Below are 20,179 nucleotides of genomic sequence, written 5' to 3'. Positions count from 1 at the left end.
TCTTCCACGCCGAGTACGCGGCGTTGAGCATCGGCACGAACTCCGTCGTCGCGACCGTGTCGCCCGCCGCCGACGGGTGCGAGTCGCCCGTTGGGTACGCGAGGTAGTTGGTGGGCCCCGCGGAGTGCTCCACCACTCCGCCGACCAGCCGGTGGTGCCCTCCCGTCAGCACAGTGAAGTAGTCGAAGACGAAGACATTGCCTGTGGTGTAGCCGTCAAGCAGGCCCGTTGGGCTCGTCAGCCAGTTCGCGAGGGTGCGCGCATTCGCCGCGTGCGTCGCGTTGGTCTCACCCGAGCGGAGCGGCGGCGACACGACCAGCACGAACAGCTTGTCGGGGTGCGCCGCGAAGTACGGCAGCAGGTCGAGGTAGACGCCCTTGGCGTTTCCGACGGTCAGGCCGTTCGCACCGTCGCCGGCCAGCGGGTTATCACCGATTGCGGGTATCGGGTCCGATGCTGATCCGCCCACACTACTATTAGGGAAGCACGACTTGAACATGATGACGGCGTTCTCACCGCCGGGACTCGTGAGCGTGCGCGTGTAGCTCGACAGCTGGCCGGAGTGTCCGTAGAGCGCCGCCGTGTACGTCGATGCGCTCGGACCGCGGAACCACGTCCACCAGTCGCCGATGTCGGTACGGTCACCGATGCTGCTTGGACCCCAGCCGTAGTTGGTGTCGCTCACGTAGTAGTTGTTGCTGCCGAGACTCTTGCCGAGATCCCCGTAGTCGTCCGCAAGCCATGCCTCACCTGTCGAGTGGTGCACGAAGACGAGGCGTGCGGTCTCGGTCGGTGCAGACGATGCCGGGAGTGCAGCGGGCTGGAGTGAGGATGAGGCGCCGGGTGCCGACGCTGTGGAGCTGGCGCATGCGGGCGTGGCGAGCGCGATCAGCGCGACGGTGAAGAGCGCTACCACGCAGGTTCGAATCGGTGATCGATTGTTCATGTGACAGCCCTTCCTCGTGATTCGCGAGGCTGATCGGCTTCGCGGCGAGCCACCACACACCCGAGTATTCCCCGCGCCCACAGAGCGCTATGTGATATCCATCACACCAGTGCGGCGCGGTTGCGGGGAGTGCGAGAGGGTATACCCTGATAGGCACATCGAAAGGGGTATCGGGAATGCGTGGTGTTCGGCACGCGAGGATCGAGTTGAGGGCGCTGGCGTTCGCGCTTGCGCTCGCGTGCGTGCTCGCACCGCAGCTCGCTCACGCCACTCCCGTCGTGGCGACCGCCGATCCCGCGACCGAGGTCACCGGGACCCCCGAGACGACGCCGACCGCATCGGTGTCGACCACCCACACCATCGGCTACTCGGCCCGCGGGCGCCGTATCGTCCTGGAGCGATTCGGGACCGGTCCGAAGCGGCTGCTCATCGTCGGCGGCATCCACGGCACCGAGAAAGGCGGACCGGTCGCGGCGAAGTTCGCGGCGTACCTGCGGACCCACCCCAGCGCGATTCCCACCGATACGACGATCGATATTGTGGCGTACTCGAACCCGGATGGCCGCGCCCTGAAGCGTCGTGGTAACGCGTACAACATCGACCTCAACCGCAACTTCCCCGCGAGCAACTGGACGCACAAGCACGCACGCGGGACCCTCAGTCACGGCTCGCGACCGGCTTCCGCGCGTGAGACCCGCGTCATGGTCGCGCTTCTCAAGGACCGCCGTTACGCCCGCGTCATGAGCCTCCACTCACGCGGCGGCATCATCGACTACAACGGCGTCGGCTCCAAGGCGCTTGCACGCAAGGTGGCCCGCGCGGCGCACATCCGCATCTATCGGCTGGGGAAGTACTCCGGATCGATGGGCAGCTACGTTCCCGAGAAGTTTGGCATCACGTTGCTGACCTGGGAGCTGTCGAGCACGAAGCTGACCACGAACGTGCGCTCGGGCCTGCTCGCATGGGTCAGGTAGCGACACCGGCTTCCCGCCGGGCGTCGGAGCGCTAATCGGCTCCCCACACCGCTTCGAGCTTGCGCCACTGCGCAGGCTTGGTGCCGGCCCAGTCGTAGATGCTCGCGCCGATGCACCCCGTGTCACGCGCGGCCTTCGCGAACGCCTCTATCTCGGCGGGTGATGAGCGACTTGCGATGCCGCCGATCAAGTGCACGGGGATCCGTTCGCAGCCCGGCTGCTCACGCAGGATCTTCATGCTCAGCATCGCGTCGGCCTTCGCCTGCGGTCCCGTGTTGCCGTGGTAGGTGTAGTAGGCCATCGGCAGGAGTACGTCGTAGTCGTTCGCGACGTTCTCATAGGGGAAGTCATCCCAAAAGCCGCTCTGCTTGGCGATGCCGGACGGCGAAGGGATGATCCCGCCGAGGGGGTAGTCTTTGCCGACGGCTTTGCGAATGCGTGCCGACAGCTTCGCGAGATTGGCGTTGCGCGTCGCGATCCGCTTGACCGCAGTCGACTCGATGTCGAGCGCGAACGAGTCGAAGCGCTGTCCATCGGAGGTCTCGAACTCGATGGCCTCCATGACGTGCTCGTAGTCGTGTGACTTTGCCTTGAGGCTCGGCAGGTACCATGCGACCACGTACATGTCGCGCTTATGGGCCTCGCGGATGAAGTCGGCGAGCGCCTCACGGTTCGAGATGCCGCTGGTCGAGCGAGAGTTGCCGGTCTGGATGTAGATCGTCTTGACGCCGTGGCTCTCCATGTCGGCTACGGCTCCCGCCGGGTCTCGCCACGCGCGGGCGTCCCAGAGGTCGACCCACGTGCCGAGGCCTTTGTACGCCTTCGGCGACTTGGGCGCGGGCTGCGCGGCGGGCTCGGGTCGGGACGACTGAGTGGCTCGGCCGAAGAGCGACGATGCGACGACGCCGCACGATACCAGCCCTGCGACGATCGTCGCGATCAGGCCGATGAATACAACAATCCGTCGCGTTCGGGTGGTCATTGATACCGCCGTTTCATCCGGACTCCAGAGTATCCGACGGTCATGACGAAGTGCGACAGATGCGCTTCACGCGTTTCTAACCTGCTTCTTACGGCGCTGCAACCACCCGAGGGTCGCCCCGCTTCACACTGCGCCTTGTACGGTCGTCTGGGGGGAAGGGGGCACGCCGACACACGAGCATCCGGAGTGGATCTGATGCAGATCCGCACGACCACCTCTCGACATCTCACAGCGGTGATTCTCGGACACGGCTACCTAGGAGGAACAACATGAACGGTACGCTTGCTTCGCAGGCACATAGGGTCGCACGCGGCGCACTCGCCGCCGCGCTCGTGGTGGGCCTGTTCCCCGCAAACGCCTTCGCAAGCACCTCGAGGCATGAGGCTCCAGTGCGCACGGTCAAGAACGTCATCGTCCTGATCTCGGACGGCATGGGCTACAACGAGCTCAGCGCGGCCAACCTCTACTCGGACGGCAAGCTCGTCTCGCAGGGCTACGAGAAGTTCCCGGTCCGCAAGGCCATGTCGACGTTCGCCCACCCCTCCGTGGGCGGTGGATACGACCCCGCGCAGGCATGGGCGACCTTCGACTACGTCAAGGCCAACCCCACCGACTCGGCCGCGGCCGCCACGGCGATGTCGACCGGGACGAAGTCCTACAACGCCGCGATCGGCGTGGACGTCAACGGCAACAAGCTCAAGCACGCGCTCGAGTACGCTGAGGAGCGCGGCAAGGCGACCGGCGTGGTTTCGACCGTCGAGTTCAGCCACGCGACCCCCGCCGGCTTCGTCGCACACAACCCCTCACGCAACGACTACGTCGGCATCGCCAACGAGATGCTCAAGTTCTCGGCGGTCGACGTCATCATGGGCGCCGGCAACCCGAACTTCGATGACAGCGGCGCTGCGCGCACGCCTGTCGCGAGCAACTACAACTACGTGGGAGGTCAGGCCACGTGGGACGCGCTCAACGCCGGCCTCGTCGGATCCGACGCTGATCGTGACGGCGACCAGGACGCCTTCAAGCTCATCCAGACGAAGGCCGACTTCGATGCCCTGACCACCGGTGCCACCCCGCGCCGCGTCGTCGGAGTGCCGCAGGCCTACACCACGCTGCAGCAGAACCGTGGCGGGGACAAGGCCGCAGCCGCGTTCACTGTGCCGTTCAACACCAACGTTCCGACGCTCGCCACGATGACCAAGGGCGCCCTCAACGTGCTCGACAACGACCGCGACGGGCTCTTCCTGATGGTCGAGGGTGGCGCGGTCGACTGGGCTGGCCATGCCAACCAGCAGGGTCGCGTCATCGAGGAGCAGGAAGACTTCAACACAGCTGTTGAGACGGTCGTGAACTGGGTCAACACGAAGTCCAGCTGGAGCGAGACACTCGTTATCGTCACCGGTGACCACGAGACCGGCTACCTGACTGGCCCCGGAAGCGGACAGTTCGCCGCCGGTCCGCTGTGGACGACCCTCGTCAACAACGGCATCAGCATCATGCCCGGCATGCAGTTCAACAGCACCGACCACACCAACGCTCTGATACCGCTGTTCGCGCGCGGCACCTCGTCGGGCAAGCTCGCGGCCTCGGCTATCGGCAGCGACTCTGTGCGTGGCGCCTACCTCGACAACACCGATATCGCGAAGACGATCATCGCAAGCATGAGGTAGCACCCGGGCAAACCGCGCCACGCGACTGAAGAGCCCCCGTCGGGTCACCGGCGGGGGCTCTGTTGTTGATCGGTGTGAGCGTGTCCTTACGCTGCGGCGCGCTTCTCCTTGGCGCCCATGTTCGCGACGATGCCCGGCGACGGCGGCTTGGTCGCGAAGGTGAGTGCGGCGGCGACGAGGCACAGCCCCGCAGCGATCGCGTAGGCGATGGCGTAGCTGTGCGTCGAGTCGACGATCGAGCCTGCCGTCATCGAGCCGAACACGCCACCCACGCCCCAGGCCGTGAACACGAGGCCGTAGTTCACGCCGAGGTTCTTGGTGCCGAAGAAGCCGGCGGTCGTCGACGGGAACAGCGAGAGGTTCGAGCCGTAGCAGAAGCCGATCGCGGCGGCGACGGGGAAGAGCATCGCGACGTTATCGGAGTACGCGAGGACCCCCATCATCAACGCTTGGGTGACGAAGACGATCAGCATCGTGCGGATCCCACCGAACGTATCGGACAGGATGCCGGAGACCACGCGGCCGAGTGCGTTGCCCACTGCGAGCACCGCGACGAGCATGAAGCCCAGATCGATGCCGGCCATCTGCAGCGCAGCGATCTTGGCCATGTGGCCGATGATCATGAGTCCTGCGAACGCCGAGAACGCGAACATCAGCCACAGCAGTGCGAACTGCGGCGTGCGGATCATCTCGCGCCAGTCGTAGTCGCGACGCACGGGTGCGGCGGCCGCGACCGCTGTGGGGACCGACCCGGCGGGAACGAAGCCGGCCGGTGGGTTGTTGAGCAGTTGCGCGAGACCGACGGTCACCACGAGGAACGCCACGCCGAGGATGCGGAACGCGCCTTCAACGTGGTAGGTGGCGAGCAGCCACTTGGTCAGCGGTGCGATGTAGACGCTCGCAAGCCCGAAACCGGCGACGACGATACCGGTAATGAGGCCCTTGCGTGCGGGCGGGAACCACTTGACGGCGGCCGGCGTGGCGGCGGCGTAACCCAGCCCGATACCGATGCCGGAGAACACGCCGAAGCCGAGTAGAACCGGCAGCGAATTCGTCGCGGTTCCGAAGCTCGCGATGATCATCCCGATGCCGGTGAGTGCGCCGCCGACGGAGGCGACGATGCGCGGACCGAAGCGGTCCTGGGCGCGTCCCGCGAACACCATCGAGACCGCGAACACTCCCACGGCGATGGCGTACGGCTGACTCGCAGCGCCTGCGCTCCAGCCCCAGCCGCCTTCCGCGACCGGCTTAGAGAGCACCTTGGCGATGATGGACCACGAGTAGAGAACCCCGAGTGCGAGGTTGATACCGAGTCCTGCGAGCGTGACGATCCAGCCTCGTGTGGCAGCGCGGGCCATGTTGTCCTCCAGGCATCAAGCGGCAGTTGCGGTGACTCAGGCGGCGCAGCAGCGCCGAGCGCGAGTATCCGAGAAGTGCGCCGCTTGCGTCACGCAAACGACCCGTGAACGGTAGCACGATGGCGGCGAGCGGTGGTAGAGAACGGTCGAGCCGTGTCCGCCCAACGGTAAGCGGCGAAACTCAGCCGAACCACTTGAGCGAGAGCTTGATGAGCCACATCGGGAGGCGATACGGCGGCCACCGCACGCCGAGGAGGCGCGGGAAGCCGCGGCGTCGCAGCACGGCTTTGTGGTGTGAGAACGTCTCGAAGGTGTGCCGCCCGTGATAGGCGCCGATACCTGAGTCGCCGACGCCACCGAACGGCAGACTCTCGTTGGTGAATTGGATGAGAACGTCGTTGGTGACGACCGCGCCGGCGGGTACCGTCTCGGCGAGTCGGCGCTCGGCGGAGTTGCGCGAGAACAGGTAGAAGGCAAGTGGCTTGGGTCGCTCGGCGATGCGAGCGAGTTCGGCATCGAGGTCGTCGTAGTCGAGTACGGGCAGCACGGGACCGAAGATCTCCTCGCGCATGAGCGCGCTGTCCCAGCTCACGCCGTCGACGACGGTGGGTGCGACGTAGCACGTCTCCGCATCGAACTGACCGCCGATGGCGACGTGCTCACCGGCGAGCATCGCGACAAGCCGCTCGACGTGCGGTCGATTGACGATGCGACCGTATTCGGAGCTCTTCGACGGGTCAGCGCCGTAGAAGGCGACGAGCGCGCGGCCGATCTCCTCGACGAGCTGGGGCCGGATGGAGCGGTGCGCGAGGATGTAGTCCGGCGCGACGCAGGTCTGTCCGGCGTTGAAGCACTTGCCCCACGCGATGCGCTTGGCGGCAGCGCGGAGGTCGGCGTGTTCGGTGACCACGCACGGGTTCTTGCCGCCGAGCTCGAGCGTGATCGGCGTCAGTTGCTCCGCAGCAGCCGATGCGAAGATGCGGCCCACGTTGGTGCTGCCGGTGTAGAAGATGTAGTCCCAGCGCTGTGCGAGCAGTTCCTGCGTCTCGGGGACGCCGCCCACGACCGCGCACGCGAACTCGGGCTCGAAGCACGCCGCGAGGATGTCGCAGATGACCGCCGAGGTGGCCGGCGCGTGCTCGGACGGTTTGACGACGACGTGATTGCCGGCTGCGATCGCACCTACCGCCGGGATGAGCGCGAGCTGCAGCGGGTAGTTCCACGGCGCGACGACGAGTGCGGTGCCGTAGGGCTCGGGGCGCACCCAACTCGTGCCCGGAGTCAGCAGCGGCGTGCCCACGGGCCGCATGCGCGACCACGTTCCAACGTGCGCGATCGCCGAGTCCAGCTCGCCGAGAAGCGGCGCGATCTCGCTGCCGTACGCCTCGAACTCGCACTTGCCCAGGTCGTTTGCGAGCGCCGCGAGGATCTGCGGCTCGCGCTCGAGAACCGCCGCGCGCAGTACGCGCAGATGGTCGCGGCGGCTGGCCGCGCTCGTCGGGCCGACAGCGCGAAACGCCGCGCGCTGCCGCTCGGCGAGCCCGGTGATCTTCGCGGCGCCGGGCGCGCCCGTGTCGCTCACAGCGCGGCCTTGAGGATGGCGGCAGCGTCGGTAAGCGTGAGCTCGCGCGGGTTGAACGCGACGGATCCGTCGTTGATGGCCGCGTGAGCGATCGCGTCGAGCTGCTCGGCGGTCACACCCACGTCAGCGAGTCGCCGGGGCAGCCCCGCGTTCGCGCCTACGTCCAGCAGCGCTTCGACGGCATCGATAGCCGCAGCTGCGCGCGCGTCGGGTGCCGCGGCTGCGAACGCGACGGGACCGGCGAGCGGCAGCAGCAGTGCGGCGTAGGAGTCGGCGGCGACCTCGAGGTTGAAGCGCATGACGTGCGGGAGCAGGATCGCCATCGCGTCGCCGTGCGCGACGTGCGCGATCGCGCCGCACGCGTGGCCCAGCGCGTGTACGCCGCCCACCATCGAGTTGCTGAACGCGATGCCGGCCATGAGCGCGGCGTTGGCGAGCGCGAGTCGCCGCTGGGGATCCGAGCCGTCGCGCAGGACCGGGGCAAGATGCTCTCGGACCAGGGTGATCGCGGCATGCGCGTAGGCGTCGGAGAGCGGGTTGGCCTGGCGGCCCGACGCTGCCTCGACCGAGTGCACCAGCGCGTCCATCGCCGTCGACGCCGTGATTCTCGGCGGAAGCTGTAGGGTCATGCGCGGGTCGAGTACGGCGACCGTGGGCGCGAGATCGAAGGAGACGAACGCCATCTTCACCTCGCGCACGGTGTCCTTGATGACAGCCGCTCCGGTGACCTCGGAGCCCGTGCCGGCCGTTGTCGGCACCGCGACCAGCGGCGGCAGCGCGGGATTGGTCAGCACCTCGGAGCCGCGCATCGTCATCAGATCGGCACCGCCGGCTGCAAGTACGATCGCGGCGCCCTTCGCGGTGTCGAGCACCGAGCCGCCGCCCACGGCGATGATGCCGTTGCAGCCGGCGGCCGCGTACTCCTCGGCGACCTTGTTCGCGACCGCCACGGACGAGTCGACCGGTACCTCGTCGAAGAGGGCCGCGACCACGACGTCGGAGTCGCCCACCGCATCGAGCAGCGGCTGCACGAGCCCGAGGCTACGGACGCGCTCGTCGGTGATCACGAGGACGCGCGTGACCCCCAGGTTCGCCAGCTCGTAGGGCACGTGCTCGATCGCATGCTCGCCCGAGAGGATCTTGGTCGCCGCGCGGAACTCGTAGTAGTTGGGGATCACGATGTGCCCTCCACATTCGCTGCGGGAAAGACGAGAGCGGCGTACGCGCGCACGTGAGAAACCTGGCGTGAGGGCGCTCCCGGCAAGACGTTTCTGCCGATGACGTCGGGGAACAGGTAGCTCTCCACGATATGCAGACAGCGCACGAGCGACATCCCGAGCCCGATGTCGCCCAGAAGCGTCGAGCGGTGCTCGGCGAACGCCGAGAGGATGCCCTGCCTGCCGATAAGCACCGGCAGCGCGACGTCGACGCTCTTGTACGTCACGGCGATCGTCGGCTTAACGATGCGTCGCCCGAGGTAGGCGAGGCGACCCGCCCGATACTCCCAGGAGATCTGCGGGCCGTCGGGCGCTATCGCGATGGTCACGATGGTGCCGGTGGGCCAGGTGCGAAGTTCGTCTCGGACGCGCGAATCCACACGAACGGCCGCGACCAGCCCTCGACCGAGGAAGAACAGAACGGTGCCGGCGAGAATCTTGCGAATCGGTTTTGCCCGCTCGCGTATCCGGCGCGGTGCGTTGGCAGTCATGGAATCACCCCTCGCGAACCATAGTAGCGTTGTGCGCCTGCGGTGGTGTCACTCGCCCCCCGACGAGATGACGATCTTCGCACGGCGTGCGGTGACGATCCCGAATCCGATGAGCCCGAGCAGTGCGACGAGCCCCACCGCGGCGATCCCGAGTCCGAGTTTGATGCCTGGCGCGACGAACCGCAGCTCGATGCGGTGCGTGCCCGCTGGGACCTCGATACCCATGAACGCTGAGTTGGCCGAGTGGATCGCCGCAGGCTCGCCGTCGATAGTCGCCGTCCAGCCCTTACTCATCGGAATCGAGAGGAACAGCAGGCCACCGTCGGAGGTCACAGTCCCCGACACCGTGTTCGTCCCCACCACGATGTCGGTCATCGCCTGAGAGCGCAGCTTCTCGATTGCGGCCGGGAACCCATCCATCGGCACCTTGAGGACGCGCAGGCTGTCGTAGGTGGTCGTGCCGACGGCCTCCCACCCGATCCCAACGGTCGTCGCCTCGCTGCGCTGGTAGCCGAGATGTGCCAGGTGCGTGTCCTCGCCCCAGTGGTACGGCGAGAGGGGAGTCGCCCACAGCAGGCTTCGCTGCACGCCTCCCGACTCGACGTAGGTGTGCAGCGTCCATGGCCAGATCATCGAGTTCGTGAGGCTCTGCGCCCGTTCGAGCTCCACGCGCGTCGGCGCATCCTTGCGCTGCTTGAGCCGCTGAAGCGGGTCGACGATCGTGTTCTCGAAGCGGGTGATCTCGACGTAGAGCTCGGCGTCGTTCACCGGTGGTATCCCGAGAACGAGCATGTTGTCGGAGTCGGTGCGCGTGACCGTCCTGGCCACCGGATCGAAATCGAGCCCCTCGGTCTCCACGACGCTGTAGGGCACCTCGATCGGTGCGGTCGCGGTGAGTGTTCGCGGGAGCGCTGGCGCGGTCGCAGTGTCGACCACTGCCGCAACGAGCATCGTGCTCTGACGTTCGAGGGTCGAGAGCGAGTCGAAGGCGCCACGGTTCATGACCGAGTCGTAGACGAAGCCCAGCGGCAGCGCGTACTGGTTGCGATACGCCTCACGGGTGCCACGCTTGAGCACTCGGGTGAACCCGAACGGCGTGGCGCTGCTCTCATCGGCCCTCGTGAGGTAGTACTCGGTCCCGAACAGAGCCGTGGGGATGGCGCGTCCGTTGAACCCGTTGAAGGAGAACGAGTACAGGCGTTGGGATTCGAGCCCGAGGTCGGACTTGAGACGTGTCAGGCCCCCGTCCATGAGCGAGAAGTAGAACGACGTTCCGTTGAAGCGGTCGACCATCGCCTCGTTGTAGTCAGGCCACTCGCTGTTCTCGACCCGATAGAAGCCCGCTTGAGGCAGCAGTCTCGCCAGCGAGCCGGCGCTCTTCCGATACGTCGCCTGCACCTCGCCCGCTTCGACATACGTGGTGAGGGTGTTGGTGTAGCGGGGATTGAACAGCAGCGCGCTGTTCACGGCGACGTTGGTCACGAGCAATAGGAGGACTGCCACCTGCAACGCCCGGGTACGGTGGGGCCACAGCACGCCGAACGCGAACAACGCGAGGAAGCCGGCGCCGATGATCAGCGGCGCAAGTACCGCCCGGCCGAGCGGTTGCGCGATGAGCAGGAGGAGGGCCGCGTACCCGAGATAGCCGCCGGCCATCGCGAGCAGGTCGTTTCGGCCGAGAGGCTTGTCCTCGGAGAGCACGAGTGCCGTTGCGAGCGCGAGGAACAGCCCGAGTGCGAAGGAGTAGCGGAAGTTGGGGAAGGTGAAGCCGTTGAACAGGTAGCCGAATATCGGCAAGACGATGAACGCTGCGAGCGCGACGATGAGGAACTTGAGTGCCGGATAGCGTTTCGTGCGCCGGAAGAGCACGGGAACCATGATGATCCCGAGCATTGAGAACGTCATGAACGAGAAGTTCGTCGAGCGGTTGGTCGCGACGAGCGCCGTGATCATGGTGCGGTAGTCGGTGAACGAGTAGAGGAACTGCGGGCTGTAGACCGCCTGTCCGCGCGCTGTGTTGCCGATCATCATCGCGGACGTGACGAGTGTTGGTGCCGCAAGCGCGACGCCGATCGCCGCGAGGCCGACCAAGCGTATCGCTGTGGGAGCCAGGCGCCTCCAGCGCTCATCGGCGGGGGTCAGTTCGAAGTACCGGGCCACTCCGTAGACGAGTGACAGCAGCACGATGAGGTAGAAGAAGTAGAAGTTGGCCGCTGCGGACAGGAACGTCACGAGCACGAGCATCCACGGCCGCTTGCGCCTGAGTGCCCATTCGATTGCGACGAACATGAGCGGGAGGAACACCGCGACGTTCATGAAGAACGGGTGCATGGTGGCGGTGAACAGGATCAATCCGCTGAACGTGTAGAGCACCGCACCTGTGAGAGCGGGAAGCGGCTTGGCGCCCATCGTGCGGAGGTACCACAGCGATGCCGCACCGGTGCACATCACGCGCACCAGAAACATCGTGTTGTAGGCGGCTTCCATCTGCGACATCGGGAAGAGCAGGCTCAGCAGAGCGAACGGATCTCCGATGACGTAGAACCCGAGCGTCGAGAAGACATCGGCGCCCATTCCGATCTCGGACGACCAGAGGGGAAGGCCCGCGCCCGGGGCGTGCAGGAAGCCACGGATCCAGCGGTTGAAGAAGTACAGCGCCGGATAGTGCTGGTCGATGCCGTCGTACTGCCAGACGAAGGACGTGCCGGTGCGCACGAACGACCAGTACGCGACGAGGGTGATGAGCGCGAAGGCGGCCATCGAAAGCGCGAACGTGCGCGCATCCTCCCGCCGCGCGGGGGGCTGCATCAGCTCGGCCCCACCGAACCGGCTTCGCGCCGGCGCTTACCTGTCACGCGCGCGAGGCCGACCGAGGTCGTGCGCCCGAGCGCCTCGAAGATGATGGACTTGGAGATCTTCGATGCGCCGTGGCGTCGATCGACGTAGGTAATCGGCACCTCGACGATCGTGGCGTTGCGGTCGCGCAACCCGGCGAGCAACTCGATGAGGAAGCTGTAGCCCTCTGATTGGATCGCCATGATGGGGATGGTGCGAAGCATCGCGGCGTTGTAGCAGCGATACCCGCTCGTGCAGTCTCGCGTAGGTGTCCCCACCATCATGCGCGCGTACGCGCTGCCGGCCTGACTGACGGCGCGTCGGAAGGGGCCCCAGTCGACCTGGATCTCGCCGCCGGGCGTGTAGCGCGAGCCGATCGCGAGATCTGCGCCCGCCTCCACGGCCGCCATGAGCCGAGGCAGCACATCCGGATCGTGCGACAGGTCTCCGTCCATCGTGGCGACAGCCTCGTAGCCATGCGACAGCGCCCACTGCATGCCCTCTTTGGAGGATGCCGAGTAGCCGCGCTTCTCGGTGCGGTGCAGCATGTGAAAGCGGTCATTGCCCGCAGCGATCTCGTCGCCGAGTCGCCCGGTTCCATCAGGCGAGTTGTCATCGACGATGAGGACGTCGACGAAAGGCTCGAGCGCGAGCAGCAGCTCGGCGAGTCGCTGGATGTTGCCGGCTTCGTTGTATGTGGGCACTACGACGACGGTGCGCACGGCTGTCTCCCTGAGAATCGGAAATGTGTAAGAATCACGCGGGCGAGCGAGAACCCCCGAGGCATGATACACCGTTACGCGGCGTGGGCACTCGAGCCCCGCACCATCAATCCCGCAGCGAGTGAGCAGGCGACGTGAGCGATCTTCGACAATCGGTGAGCAACGTGTACGACGTGCATGGCGAGAAGTTTCGCTACCTCGTCGTCGGCGTGATGAACACGCTCGTCAACTACGCGATGTTCGCGCTTGCGATCCGGTTCCTCTCCGAGCCGCTGGAGGCGGCTGCGGGAGTGGACCACAAGACCGCAGCGATCATCCTCCAGTGGGCGACGTGGATCGTCGCCGTCGTCTGGTCGACCACGACGATGAAGTACCTCGTGTTCCGCTCCAAGGGCCACTTCGGCCACGAGGTGTTTCGTGCCTACTTCATCTATCTGCCTGCCCAAGGCCTCTCATCGCTCATCCTGTGGTCCGGGATGCACTTTCTCGGACTGTCTGCGCTCGTCGCGCAGCTCGCGGCCATCGTGGTGACCACGGTCATCAGCTACCTCGGCCACAAGTACTTCACCTTCAAGAAGCCGAGTGGGCAGGCGGAGCCGCCGGTTTCCGAGTAGCTCTCACGTGGTTGCTCGCTGGCCAGCACGTTGCGTTCTACTGTGCGAACTTGCGCCGACACCTTGCCCCCGCGCTCATGTCTGTCTACCGTGTGAGCCAGTCGACGTCATGTCCGGGAGGACCGCATGGCCGAGCACGGACCGCGGGGAGATCTTGGTCGGATTCGCGAGCGTCCCTACCAGCGCAGCGGGTGGGACCGCGAGCGTCGTCTGAAGACGACGATCGTCGTCAGCGCCATCGTGCTACTGGTTGTCGGCGTGAGCGCCGGCTTTGCCCTTGGCCGAGCGACCGCTCCCAAGCCTGCGCCGGTCACTGCTCAGCCCACGACAACGGTGGTTGAGACGCTGCCCGCGGGCGTCGTCGAGGAGATTCCGACCGAGACCGTCGACGCGACGCTGACCGAAGAGACGACCGACGTCGTCGAGGTCACCGAGGACACAACGGCACCGCCGAAGCCCAAGCAGACAGCCCCTGCGAACGGCGCAGTTCTCACGAGCTCACGCGTCACGCTGCGTTGGACCAAGGTGGAAGATGACTCCGGCGAGCCCGTGAAGTACGCCTTCGAGATTCAGGACCGGCGCTCGAATGGCACCTACGGCAATACGCAGATCATCAAGGGGCTGAGCGCGAACTCGTATTCCGCGCGAGTGCTCTCAGTGCGTCGCAGGTGGCGGGTGTGGGCGGTCGACTCGGCAGGCAACGCGAGCAAGCGCAGTTCCTGGCGCACGTACATCCACAAGTACGTGCCGCCGGCCAAGAGCAACGACTCCACGCCCACGAAGAGCGACGAGACGACCTGAGGCTTGGGCCGGCCGCGCATGCGTGTCAGCGGTTGGGCGGCTTTACGCCGAGCTCAGCGAGTTGCCGAGTTGCCGCCTGCGCGATGGCCGGGTCGTTGTCGTCGAGCAGCCCCGTGAGGGTTCGGATCGCCTCGGCGGCCGTCATGGCGAGGTCGTCCAGTGCCTCGAGTCGGGCTTCCCGGTCCACCGACCAGCGGGCCGTCGTTCGCGCGCTGCGACCATCGCGACTCGGGGCGGGTGACGCCGACCGCATCGAGAGCCGAGCCGACACCGGGGGAGTAGTCCCCGCGACGTCGAACAGTTCCTCGATTGGCATCGCCTTCATGTAGGTCAGGTCACGCGCGGGGGATGACGGCTTCTGCTTCCCCGCAACAGAGTCCCGCCTGCGCGTCGAATGCTCCTCGTCGAGCGCTGAGAGCATCTCTTCGTCAGGAATGCCGAGTGCATGACCGATATCGAGCGCGGTCCGTGGGCTCGGCAGCCTGCGCCCGCTCTCGATGTGGGAGAGCGCGCCTGCCGTCACGCCGACACGCTCCGCCACCTCGTCGAGCGTCAGACCGGCGGACCGACGGTGCGCGCGTATCAACGATCCGATTCGTGTGTCGTCCATGGCTAGCCTCCTGCCAGGGACTATACCACTCCGTATCTTGACTTGACAGTATAGTATACAAGTCAGTATAGTGTCGGGGACGGTATGACCACCCCCACGACGGCCGCGTCGGGGTTCGTGTCAGACCTGCGAGCTAGTCTCGCGTCAGCATTCATGGAGGGAGTCAGTCATGGCACAGAGGAAGCAGCCCAAGAAGGAGCCGGCCAAGAAGCCGGAGGACCGTTCGATCCTCATCAACTTCGTACTCGACAAGTCGGGGTCGATGTCGGCGATCGAAGACGCGACCATCTCGGGCTTCAACGAGTTCAAGGGCGCCCAGGCGGATGAGGAGGGCGATGCCTTCTTCACTCTCACGGTATTCGATAGCCGCTCCTACACGGTGTGCGAGGCGGTACCGCTTCGCGAGGTCCCGGATCTCGATCGCGCCAACTATCGCCCCGGCGGCTGCACGGCGCTGTTCGACGCCATCGGCGAGACCATGCGCATCACCGACGACTTCGTCGCCGCGAACCACCCCGACCAGGTGCTGTTCGTGATCATGACGGACGGGATGGAGAACGCGAGTCAGGAGTTCACCAGTCAGATGGTGTTTGATCTGATCAGGGCCAGACAGGACGTGGCCGACTACGAGTTCATGTACTTGGGAGCGAACCAGGACAGCTACGCCGCCGGTGAGTCCATGGGGCTGCGCAAGGGTCGCACGCTCGACTACGCGCACTCTTCTGCCGGGGCCAGCGAGGGCATCAGTCGCGCGTCGTGCAACGTGAGCGCATATCGGCGGCACGGCGATAAGAAGCGAGATGCCTTCTTCTCGTCGGACATGGAACTGCTCGGTCGTATCGAGGCTCGGAAGTGGCGTGAGATGAGCCCGGAGGAGCGTCAGCGGCACCTCGAGGGGGAAGGTGGGCCGCAGGCGTAAGGGCGGGGCGCATGGCGCCTCGGTCGGACAACCGGCCGAGGCGCCAGCATGCGCCGATGGCGCGATGCGGGTTCGTACCCGTCCCCGTCGCGGTATGCTAAAGCGCGAGGGGTAGTCGCCTGATCACTGCGCGGACGTGCCGCGTGAGCCGCAAAGGGAGCGCATGGCCCGAGTTCTCGTTGCCCAATCTGTTGACTGGATCGGCACCGCACGGCTGTTGCCCATGCTTGCAGCGGCGGGCGTGTCCTGCGACCTGATGGACCGCGGTGGCAGCTACGCGTCTGCCTCATGGCGTGCCCGCAAGCGAATCGCTGTCGATGGAGCCGCGGAGGCGATCGCGCTCGAGGTGTTGCGTGTCGCCAGCGACTACAAAGCGGTCGTTCTCACCGACGAGGTCCTCATCCGCAACGTCATTCGACTCGGCGGCAAGGAAGCCAGTCGCATCCTCGGCGGTCCGCGCGCGAACGTCCGTACACTGTGCAACAAGACACTCTTCTCGCCGGCAGCCCGAGCCGCAGGCCTTCGTGTCGCGGACTTCGAGGTGGCCGAGTCTGCCGCGCAAGCAGCCCAGGCCGCTCAGCGACTTGGCGGGCGTGTGGTCGTGAAGGGCCGATGGGGTGCGGGAGGTCGCTCGGTTCGGATGGTGGACTCGTCGGCTGCGGCGTCCATCGCGGCCGATGAGGTCGGCTGCCCGGTGCTCGTGGAGCGGTTCGTCGACGGCGAGCTCATCAACATGCCGTGCCTCTACAGTCGCGGGAAGCTTGTCGCCGCCATGGCTGCGCGTAAGCTTGAGCTCACCGGCGAGAACGGCCCATCGAGCATCAACGAGTTCCTGCCCATCGATGATCGGATCCTGCGCACGGCACAAGCCATCGGTGCGGCGTTCTCGATGAATGGCTTCGCGAGTGCGGATGCGTTCCTGGTCGATGACGGAGACCCGGTGATTCTCGAGATCAATCCGCGGCCCGTTCCCCAGCTTCACATCGGCACGTCGGTCGGTGTTGACATGGGGCGCGCCTACGCCGACGTGCTCGCCAAGCGGTGGGACGGAACACCGCGCCTCGCTGACCGGGGCCGGGTCGTCCGCCTCTTCCCGCAGAACCTTCTGCACCAGCAGGAGGCGCTCGGCCGACGCGAGGGCACGCGTGCGTGGCGCGCGTCGAGCGGCGCGTTCATCGACATGCCGTGGAACGACCCCGGGCTGTTGTTGCGTGACCTGAGGCGGATGCGCGGCGACGCCCCCGCATGAGCGTCTGGAGTGCCGTCGGCGTTAGAATGGCCCTGAGCGATTCGACGACGGCGAGGCTCCCAACGCTCGGGCTCCCCGATGAGCGCGGCCGATTCCGGAGGTTATCGTGGACCTACTCACAGGCATCACGCTTGCTGCCCCGGCAGGGCTGAACGCCTACATCCCGGTTCTGGCCGTGGCGATCGCCCAGCGCGTCGGGTGGGTGAACCTCTCCGGTCCCTACGCGCACATGGGCGATTGGTGGTTCATCGCGCTCGTGTCGGTGCTCCTCATCGTCGAGCTCGTCGCCGACAAGGTCCCCGCGGTCGACCACGTCAACGACGCCATCCAGACGATCGTTCGTCCAGCGGCAGGTGGACTCCTGGCCGTTGCGGCATCCGGTGAGGGCTCGATTCAGCCGTGGCTGATGCTCGCGGCCGGCGTGATCATCGCGGGCGGCGTACACGCGGTCAAGGCGTCGGCTCGCCCACTGATCAACGGCGTGACCGGCGGCGCGGGCGCCCCCGTCGCGTCGACGGTTGAGGATGTCGGTGCCGTTGGACTGTCGGTCATGGCTATCGCCGCACCCATCATCGCCGCTATCGTCGTAGTCGTAGGCGTGATCGTGGTTGTCTGGATGATCAGACGCTGGAGGGAACGGAGAGCTCGGACCCGCATCGAGGCCCCCGCTCCTTAGCGCTCGATGTCGCCCGGCGTGAGGGTGCCTCCCGGCCCTTCGTGGCCGTGCTGAAGGTGCGCCTTGCGGTTCGTCTCTGCGGTCTGAGTGGCCTGCGCCTCCCGATAGAGCAAGAGCAGGTCGGGCTCGGCGTGCGTCCTGCCGACGATGCTCTCCAGCGTGTGCATCGCAGCGTTGTAGTCGCCGGCTGCGAGCAGCGTCTGGGCACGAAGCCACGACGCCACGAGCGCTTCACGAGCCGAGAAGCGTGGGTCGAAGGGCTCGAGGGCGGATGCGACGAAGGCCCGTTCGTATCGGGCTCGGGCGGTGATTCCCGTCTGTGTGCTCGCTCGATGCGCCGAAGTGGCGGCAAGATGCCAGATGGACATGCCGCCGATGAGTACGGCTGCGAGTACGCCCAACACTGGACCGATTGACGGATGGGCCGCCTCATGGGTCGGCTCGCTGTGTTGCGTGCTCTCCTGCATCTCGCATCCTCCGCCCTGGTTCGCCTCGACTGTAGCGCCGGCGGTCGTCGCGACAGTACACTGGCGCCGTGCGAGCACGCGTGATGCCAGAGCGATGCTGAGGAGATGGCGCTTGATGAAGGAAGTCGCCTACGTTGCGGCCGGTGGCGCCATCGGCGCTGCGCTTCGACATCTCATCAACGTCGCGCTCGCCGGGCGATCGGCGATCGGGTTTCCCTGGCAAACCGTGACGGTCAACGTTGCCGGCGCATTCCTCATCGGGGTGCTGATCGCTCTTCCCTGGGCTGGGATGGAGCCCGGGGCCGCATGGCGGCTGTTTCTGGTCACCGGCATCCTCGGCGGGTTCACGACCTTCTCGGCGCTGTCGTACGAGTCGCTTGAGCTTATAACGGGCGGGCATGCGACGGCTGGTCTCGCGAACATGTTCGGGAGCGGCGTCGCGGGCCTGGTGGCTGCGTGGGCCGGAGTCACAGTCGGCAAGATGATCTGATAACCGCAGGTCACAGGGTGTGATGAAGGTCACAGAAATTGTGGATAAAACCCCTTGCATTGAGGCGAAAGCTCCGCCAAGATAACGCCTAGCTCCAGCGAGAGCGCGAGCTACCCCCCATACCCAGCGCCGCCCGTACCTGCAGCAAATGGCCTCGTGACCCCAAGCACGAACGCCTTGCCGGACGGGCGGTGCGGTATTTCCGGACCTTTTCTGCGACAGCGTGGTTGTGCTCCTGCCAGCGCGTCGCGCCGCTTCCCGTCAGACCGGCACCTTGCGCCACGTAACGGGCGAGGACAGCACGATTGACGTGGTCGTCTGCCCGTAGGGGAGGAACTTCACCACGATCCGCTCCAGGTGCTCGATGGATGTCACCGCGAGCTTCATGACGTAGCCCTCGGTGCCGGTCACCCGGTCGAACTCGAGGACCTCCGGAGTCTCGGTGGCGAGCCGTTCGAGTTGGGGCGCTAGGTCTGGCGGCGAGGAAAGCCGCACGAACGCGACGATCCCGAAGCCGGCCTTCTTCAGGTCGATGCTCGCGTGATATCCGGTGACGATTCCCGACGCCTCGAGGCGTCGCATCCGCTCGGCGACCGCCGGTGCGGACAGTCCGATCTGGCGTCCAAGCTCGGCGTAACTGCAGCGGGCGTCGTCTTGCAGCCCGGAAATGAGTTTGCGGTCGATGTCGTCCAATGTCACTCCTTTCGCAGGCATCGCAGGGCGGGTGCCATGCAATGCGACTGCCATCCTAGCGCAGCACTTACGATTCCGCGCAGGCGAACCAACGCGTGACGCGCGTGCGATAGACTACGGCGTGACCGATCGACCGTAGCCTCAAGGAGTTCGCATGCCCGACAAGCCCTCTCGCAAGATCGTCTTCGGTGCGCTTGGCGCGATGGCTGCGCTCTCCGTGGTCGTTCTCGTCCTCGTACTCAACCTCCCCGAGGTCATCGGCCTGGGTTCCAAGGTCAAGCTCCCGATCTTCCACGGGGCGTCCACGTGGGTGGACCTGATGCTGTTCCTGCTGCTCGGCATCGTCGCCGTGATCTTCCTGATCCGCCGCAACGATCGGCTCTACGGCTGGGTCGTGGGGCTGCGCGCGGTGGCCATGCCGCTCTGGGCGCTCAACAGCGTGATGGGCTTCGTCGCGGCGATGAGCGCCTGGGACTTCACCGGCTCGAGCCAGTCGCCGCTCGTCGTCGCTCGCCAGGATCCGCGCCTCACCGCGCAGTTCGTGCTGCTGCTCGGCGTCGGAATCGTGCTGCTGCTCGACTGGCTCGTGCTCGAGACACGCTTCCAGAAGGCCATCGCAGACGTGACCTTTGTGGTCATCGCAGCCTTTCTTCTCTCCGACATCTTCCTCGATCCCGCCAAGCGCGCCCTTCACCCCGATAGCCCGGTCTTGAACTCGGGATGGGAGATCAAGGGGCCCTTCTTCGGCATCGTTGCGGCGTGGTTCGCGGTCATGCTCATCGGGGCGTGGCTGGTGCGCGGGTTCGTCGGCCCCCAGAAGCCCGCTGTCGCCGATTCCGTGGGGGACTCGCCCGAGGTGTGACGAGGGTCACTCCGCTTCTGG

20 protein-coding genes are annotated in these 20,179 nt (G+C 66.0%); 9 read left to right on the top strand and 11 right to left on the bottom strand.

Annotated elements, in window-relative coordinates:
• On the bottom strand, window positions 1-946 hold a 946-nt coding region (locus HGB10_06300), incomplete at its 3' end, for a hypothetical protein (protein ID NTU71412.1).
• Between the two features lie 176 nt (window positions 947-1,122).
• Here HGB10_06300 and HGB10_06295 point away from each other — a divergent pair.
• Window positions 1,123-1,920, top strand: coding sequence for a murein peptide amidase A (locus tag HGB10_06295; GenBank protein ID NTU71411.1), 798 nt, complete (start codon window positions 1,123-1,125; stop codon window positions 1,918-1,920).
• Window positions 1,921-1,951: 31 nt separating this feature from the next.
• On the opposite strand, the gene HGB10_06290 is transcribed toward HGB10_06295, so the two are convergent.
• On the bottom strand, window positions 1,952-2,902 hold the full coding sequence (locus HGB10_06290) for a hypothetical protein (GenBank protein ID NTU71410.1): 951 nt from the start codon (window positions 2,900-2,902) through the stop codon (window positions 1,952-1,954).
• 269 nt (window positions 2,903-3,171) lie between these two features.
• Here HGB10_06290 and HGB10_06285 point away from each other — a divergent pair, with 269 nt between their 5' ends.
• On the top strand, window positions 3,172-4,572 hold the full coding sequence (locus HGB10_06285; protein NTU71409.1) for an alkaline phosphatase: 1,401 nt from the start codon (window positions 3,172-3,174) through the stop codon (window positions 4,570-4,572).
• Window positions 4,573-4,658: 86 nt separating this feature from the next.
• On the opposite strand, the gene HGB10_06280 is transcribed toward HGB10_06285, so the two are convergent.
• The 6 genes from HGB10_06280 to HGB10_06255 all read right to left on the bottom strand — a co-directional run bounded on the left by HGB10_06280 (window position 4,659) and on the right by HGB10_06255 (window position 12,777).
• Window positions 4,659-5,930, bottom strand: a complete 1,272-nt coding sequence (locus HGB10_06280) for an OFA family MFS transporter (protein NTU71408.1) — start codon at window positions 5,928-5,930, stop codon at window positions 4,659-4,661.
• Window positions 5,931-6,111: 181 nt separating this feature from the next.
• Window positions 6,112-7,512, bottom strand: a complete 1,401-nt coding sequence (locus HGB10_06275; GenBank protein NTU71407.1) for an aldehyde dehydrogenase family protein — start codon at window positions 7,510-7,512, stop codon at window positions 6,112-6,114.
• Entirely contained in the window at window positions 7,509-8,690 is a 1,182-nt protein-coding gene (locus HGB10_06270) for an iron-containing alcohol dehydrogenase (protein NTU71406.1), read from the bottom strand. Before HGB10_06270 ends, HGB10_06275 begins: the two co-directional genes overlap by 4 nt.
• Entirely contained in the window at window positions 8,687-9,220 is a 534-nt protein-coding gene (locus HGB10_06265; protein ID NTU71405.1) for a hypothetical protein, read from the bottom strand. Before HGB10_06265 ends, HGB10_06270 begins: the two co-directional genes overlap by 4 nt.
• A gap of 48 nt (window positions 9,221-9,268) precedes the next feature.
• The gene (locus tag HGB10_06260) at window positions 9,269-12,028 is read right to left on the bottom strand and encodes a YfhO family protein (protein NTU71404.1); all 2,760 of its coding nucleotides are present in this window, start codon (window positions 12,026-12,028) and stop codon (window positions 9,269-9,271) included.
• Complete coding sequence (locus HGB10_06255; protein ID NTU71403.1) at window positions 12,028-12,777, bottom strand: polyprenol monophosphomannose synthase; 750 nt, start codon at window positions 12,775-12,777, stop codon at window positions 12,028-12,030. Before HGB10_06255 ends, HGB10_06260 begins: the two co-directional genes overlap by 1 nt.
• Window positions 12,778-12,911: 134 nt before the next feature.
• Between HGB10_06255 and HGB10_06250 the strand changes: the two genes are divergently transcribed.
• Together HGB10_06250 and HGB10_06245 are read left to right on the top strand one after the other, a co-directional pair.
• Window positions 12,912-13,391, top strand: a complete 480-nt coding sequence (locus HGB10_06250) for a GtrA family protein (protein NTU71402.1) — start codon at window positions 12,912-12,914, stop codon at window positions 13,389-13,391.
• A gap of 126 nt (window positions 13,392-13,517) precedes the next feature.
• Window positions 13,518-14,192, top strand: a complete 675-nt coding sequence (locus HGB10_06245) for a hypothetical protein (protein NTU71401.1) — start codon at window positions 13,518-13,520, stop codon at window positions 14,190-14,192.
• A gap of 25 nt (window positions 14,193-14,217) precedes the next feature.
• On the opposite strand, the gene HGB10_06240 is transcribed toward HGB10_06245, so the two are convergent.
• On the bottom strand, window positions 14,218-14,802 hold the full coding sequence (locus tag HGB10_06240; GenBank protein NTU71400.1) for a helix-turn-helix transcriptional regulator: 585 nt from the start codon (window positions 14,800-14,802) through the stop codon (window positions 14,218-14,220).
• 169 nt (window positions 14,803-14,971) lie between these two features.
• Here HGB10_06240 and HGB10_06235 point away from each other — a divergent pair, with 169 nt between their 5' ends.
• The 3 genes from HGB10_06235 (at window position 14,972) to HGB10_06225 (ending at window position 17,646) form a co-directional block, all read left to right on the top strand.
• The gene (locus tag HGB10_06235; GenBank protein NTU71399.1) at window positions 14,972-15,721 is read left to right on the top strand and encodes a VWA domain-containing protein; all 750 of its coding nucleotides are present in this window, start codon (window positions 14,972-14,974) and stop codon (window positions 15,719-15,721) included.
• Between the two features lie 163 nt (window positions 15,722-15,884).
• Window positions 15,885-16,970, top strand: a complete 1,086-nt coding sequence (locus HGB10_06230) for an ATP-grasp domain-containing protein (GenBank protein ID NTU71398.1) — start codon at window positions 15,885-15,887, stop codon at window positions 16,968-16,970.
• Between the two features lie 103 nt (window positions 16,971-17,073).
• Window positions 17,074-17,646 carry a DUF4126 domain-containing protein gene (locus HGB10_06225; protein ID NTU71397.1) on the top strand — a complete coding sequence of 191 codons (573 nt, stop codon included), beginning with the start codon at window positions 17,074-17,076 and terminating at the stop codon, window positions 17,644-17,646.
• Here the strand turns inward: HGB10_06225 and HGB10_06220 are convergent.
• Window positions 17,643-18,113: a hypothetical protein gene (locus HGB10_06220; protein ID NTU71396.1), complete on the bottom strand. Its 471-nt coding sequence runs from the start codon at window positions 18,111-18,113 to the stop codon at window positions 17,643-17,645. The two genes, HGB10_06225 and HGB10_06220, sit on opposite strands and share 4 nt — an antisense overlap.
• Before the next feature lie 115 nt (window positions 18,114-18,228).
• On the opposite strand from HGB10_06220, the gene HGB10_06215 reads away from it, so the two are divergent.
• Window positions 18,229-18,603 carry a CrcB family protein gene (locus HGB10_06215; protein NTU71395.1) on the top strand — a complete coding sequence of 125 codons (375 nt, stop codon included), beginning with the start codon at window positions 18,229-18,231 and terminating at the stop codon, window positions 18,601-18,603.
• Between the two features lie 261 nt (window positions 18,604-18,864).
• On the opposite strand, the gene HGB10_06210 is transcribed toward HGB10_06215, so the two are convergent.
• Window positions 18,865-19,317, bottom strand: coding sequence for an Lrp/AsnC family transcriptional regulator (locus HGB10_06210; protein NTU71394.1), 453 nt, complete (start codon window positions 19,315-19,317; stop codon window positions 18,865-18,867).
• A 133-nt stretch (window positions 19,318-19,450) separates the two neighbouring features.
• Between HGB10_06210 and HGB10_06205 the strand changes: the two genes are divergently transcribed.
• Window positions 19,451-20,158, top strand: coding sequence for a hypothetical protein (locus HGB10_06205; GenBank protein ID NTU71393.1), 708 nt, complete (start codon window positions 19,451-19,453; stop codon window positions 20,156-20,158).
• Window positions 20,159-20,179: the final 21 nt, after the last annotated feature.

This window comes from Coriobacteriia bacterium (assembly GCA_013334745.1).
Classification (GTDB): domain Bacteria; phylum Actinomycetota; class Coriobacteriia; order Anaerosomatales; family JAAXUF01; genus JAAXWY01.
This window is presented reverse-complemented; position numbering and strand designations above follow the sequence as displayed.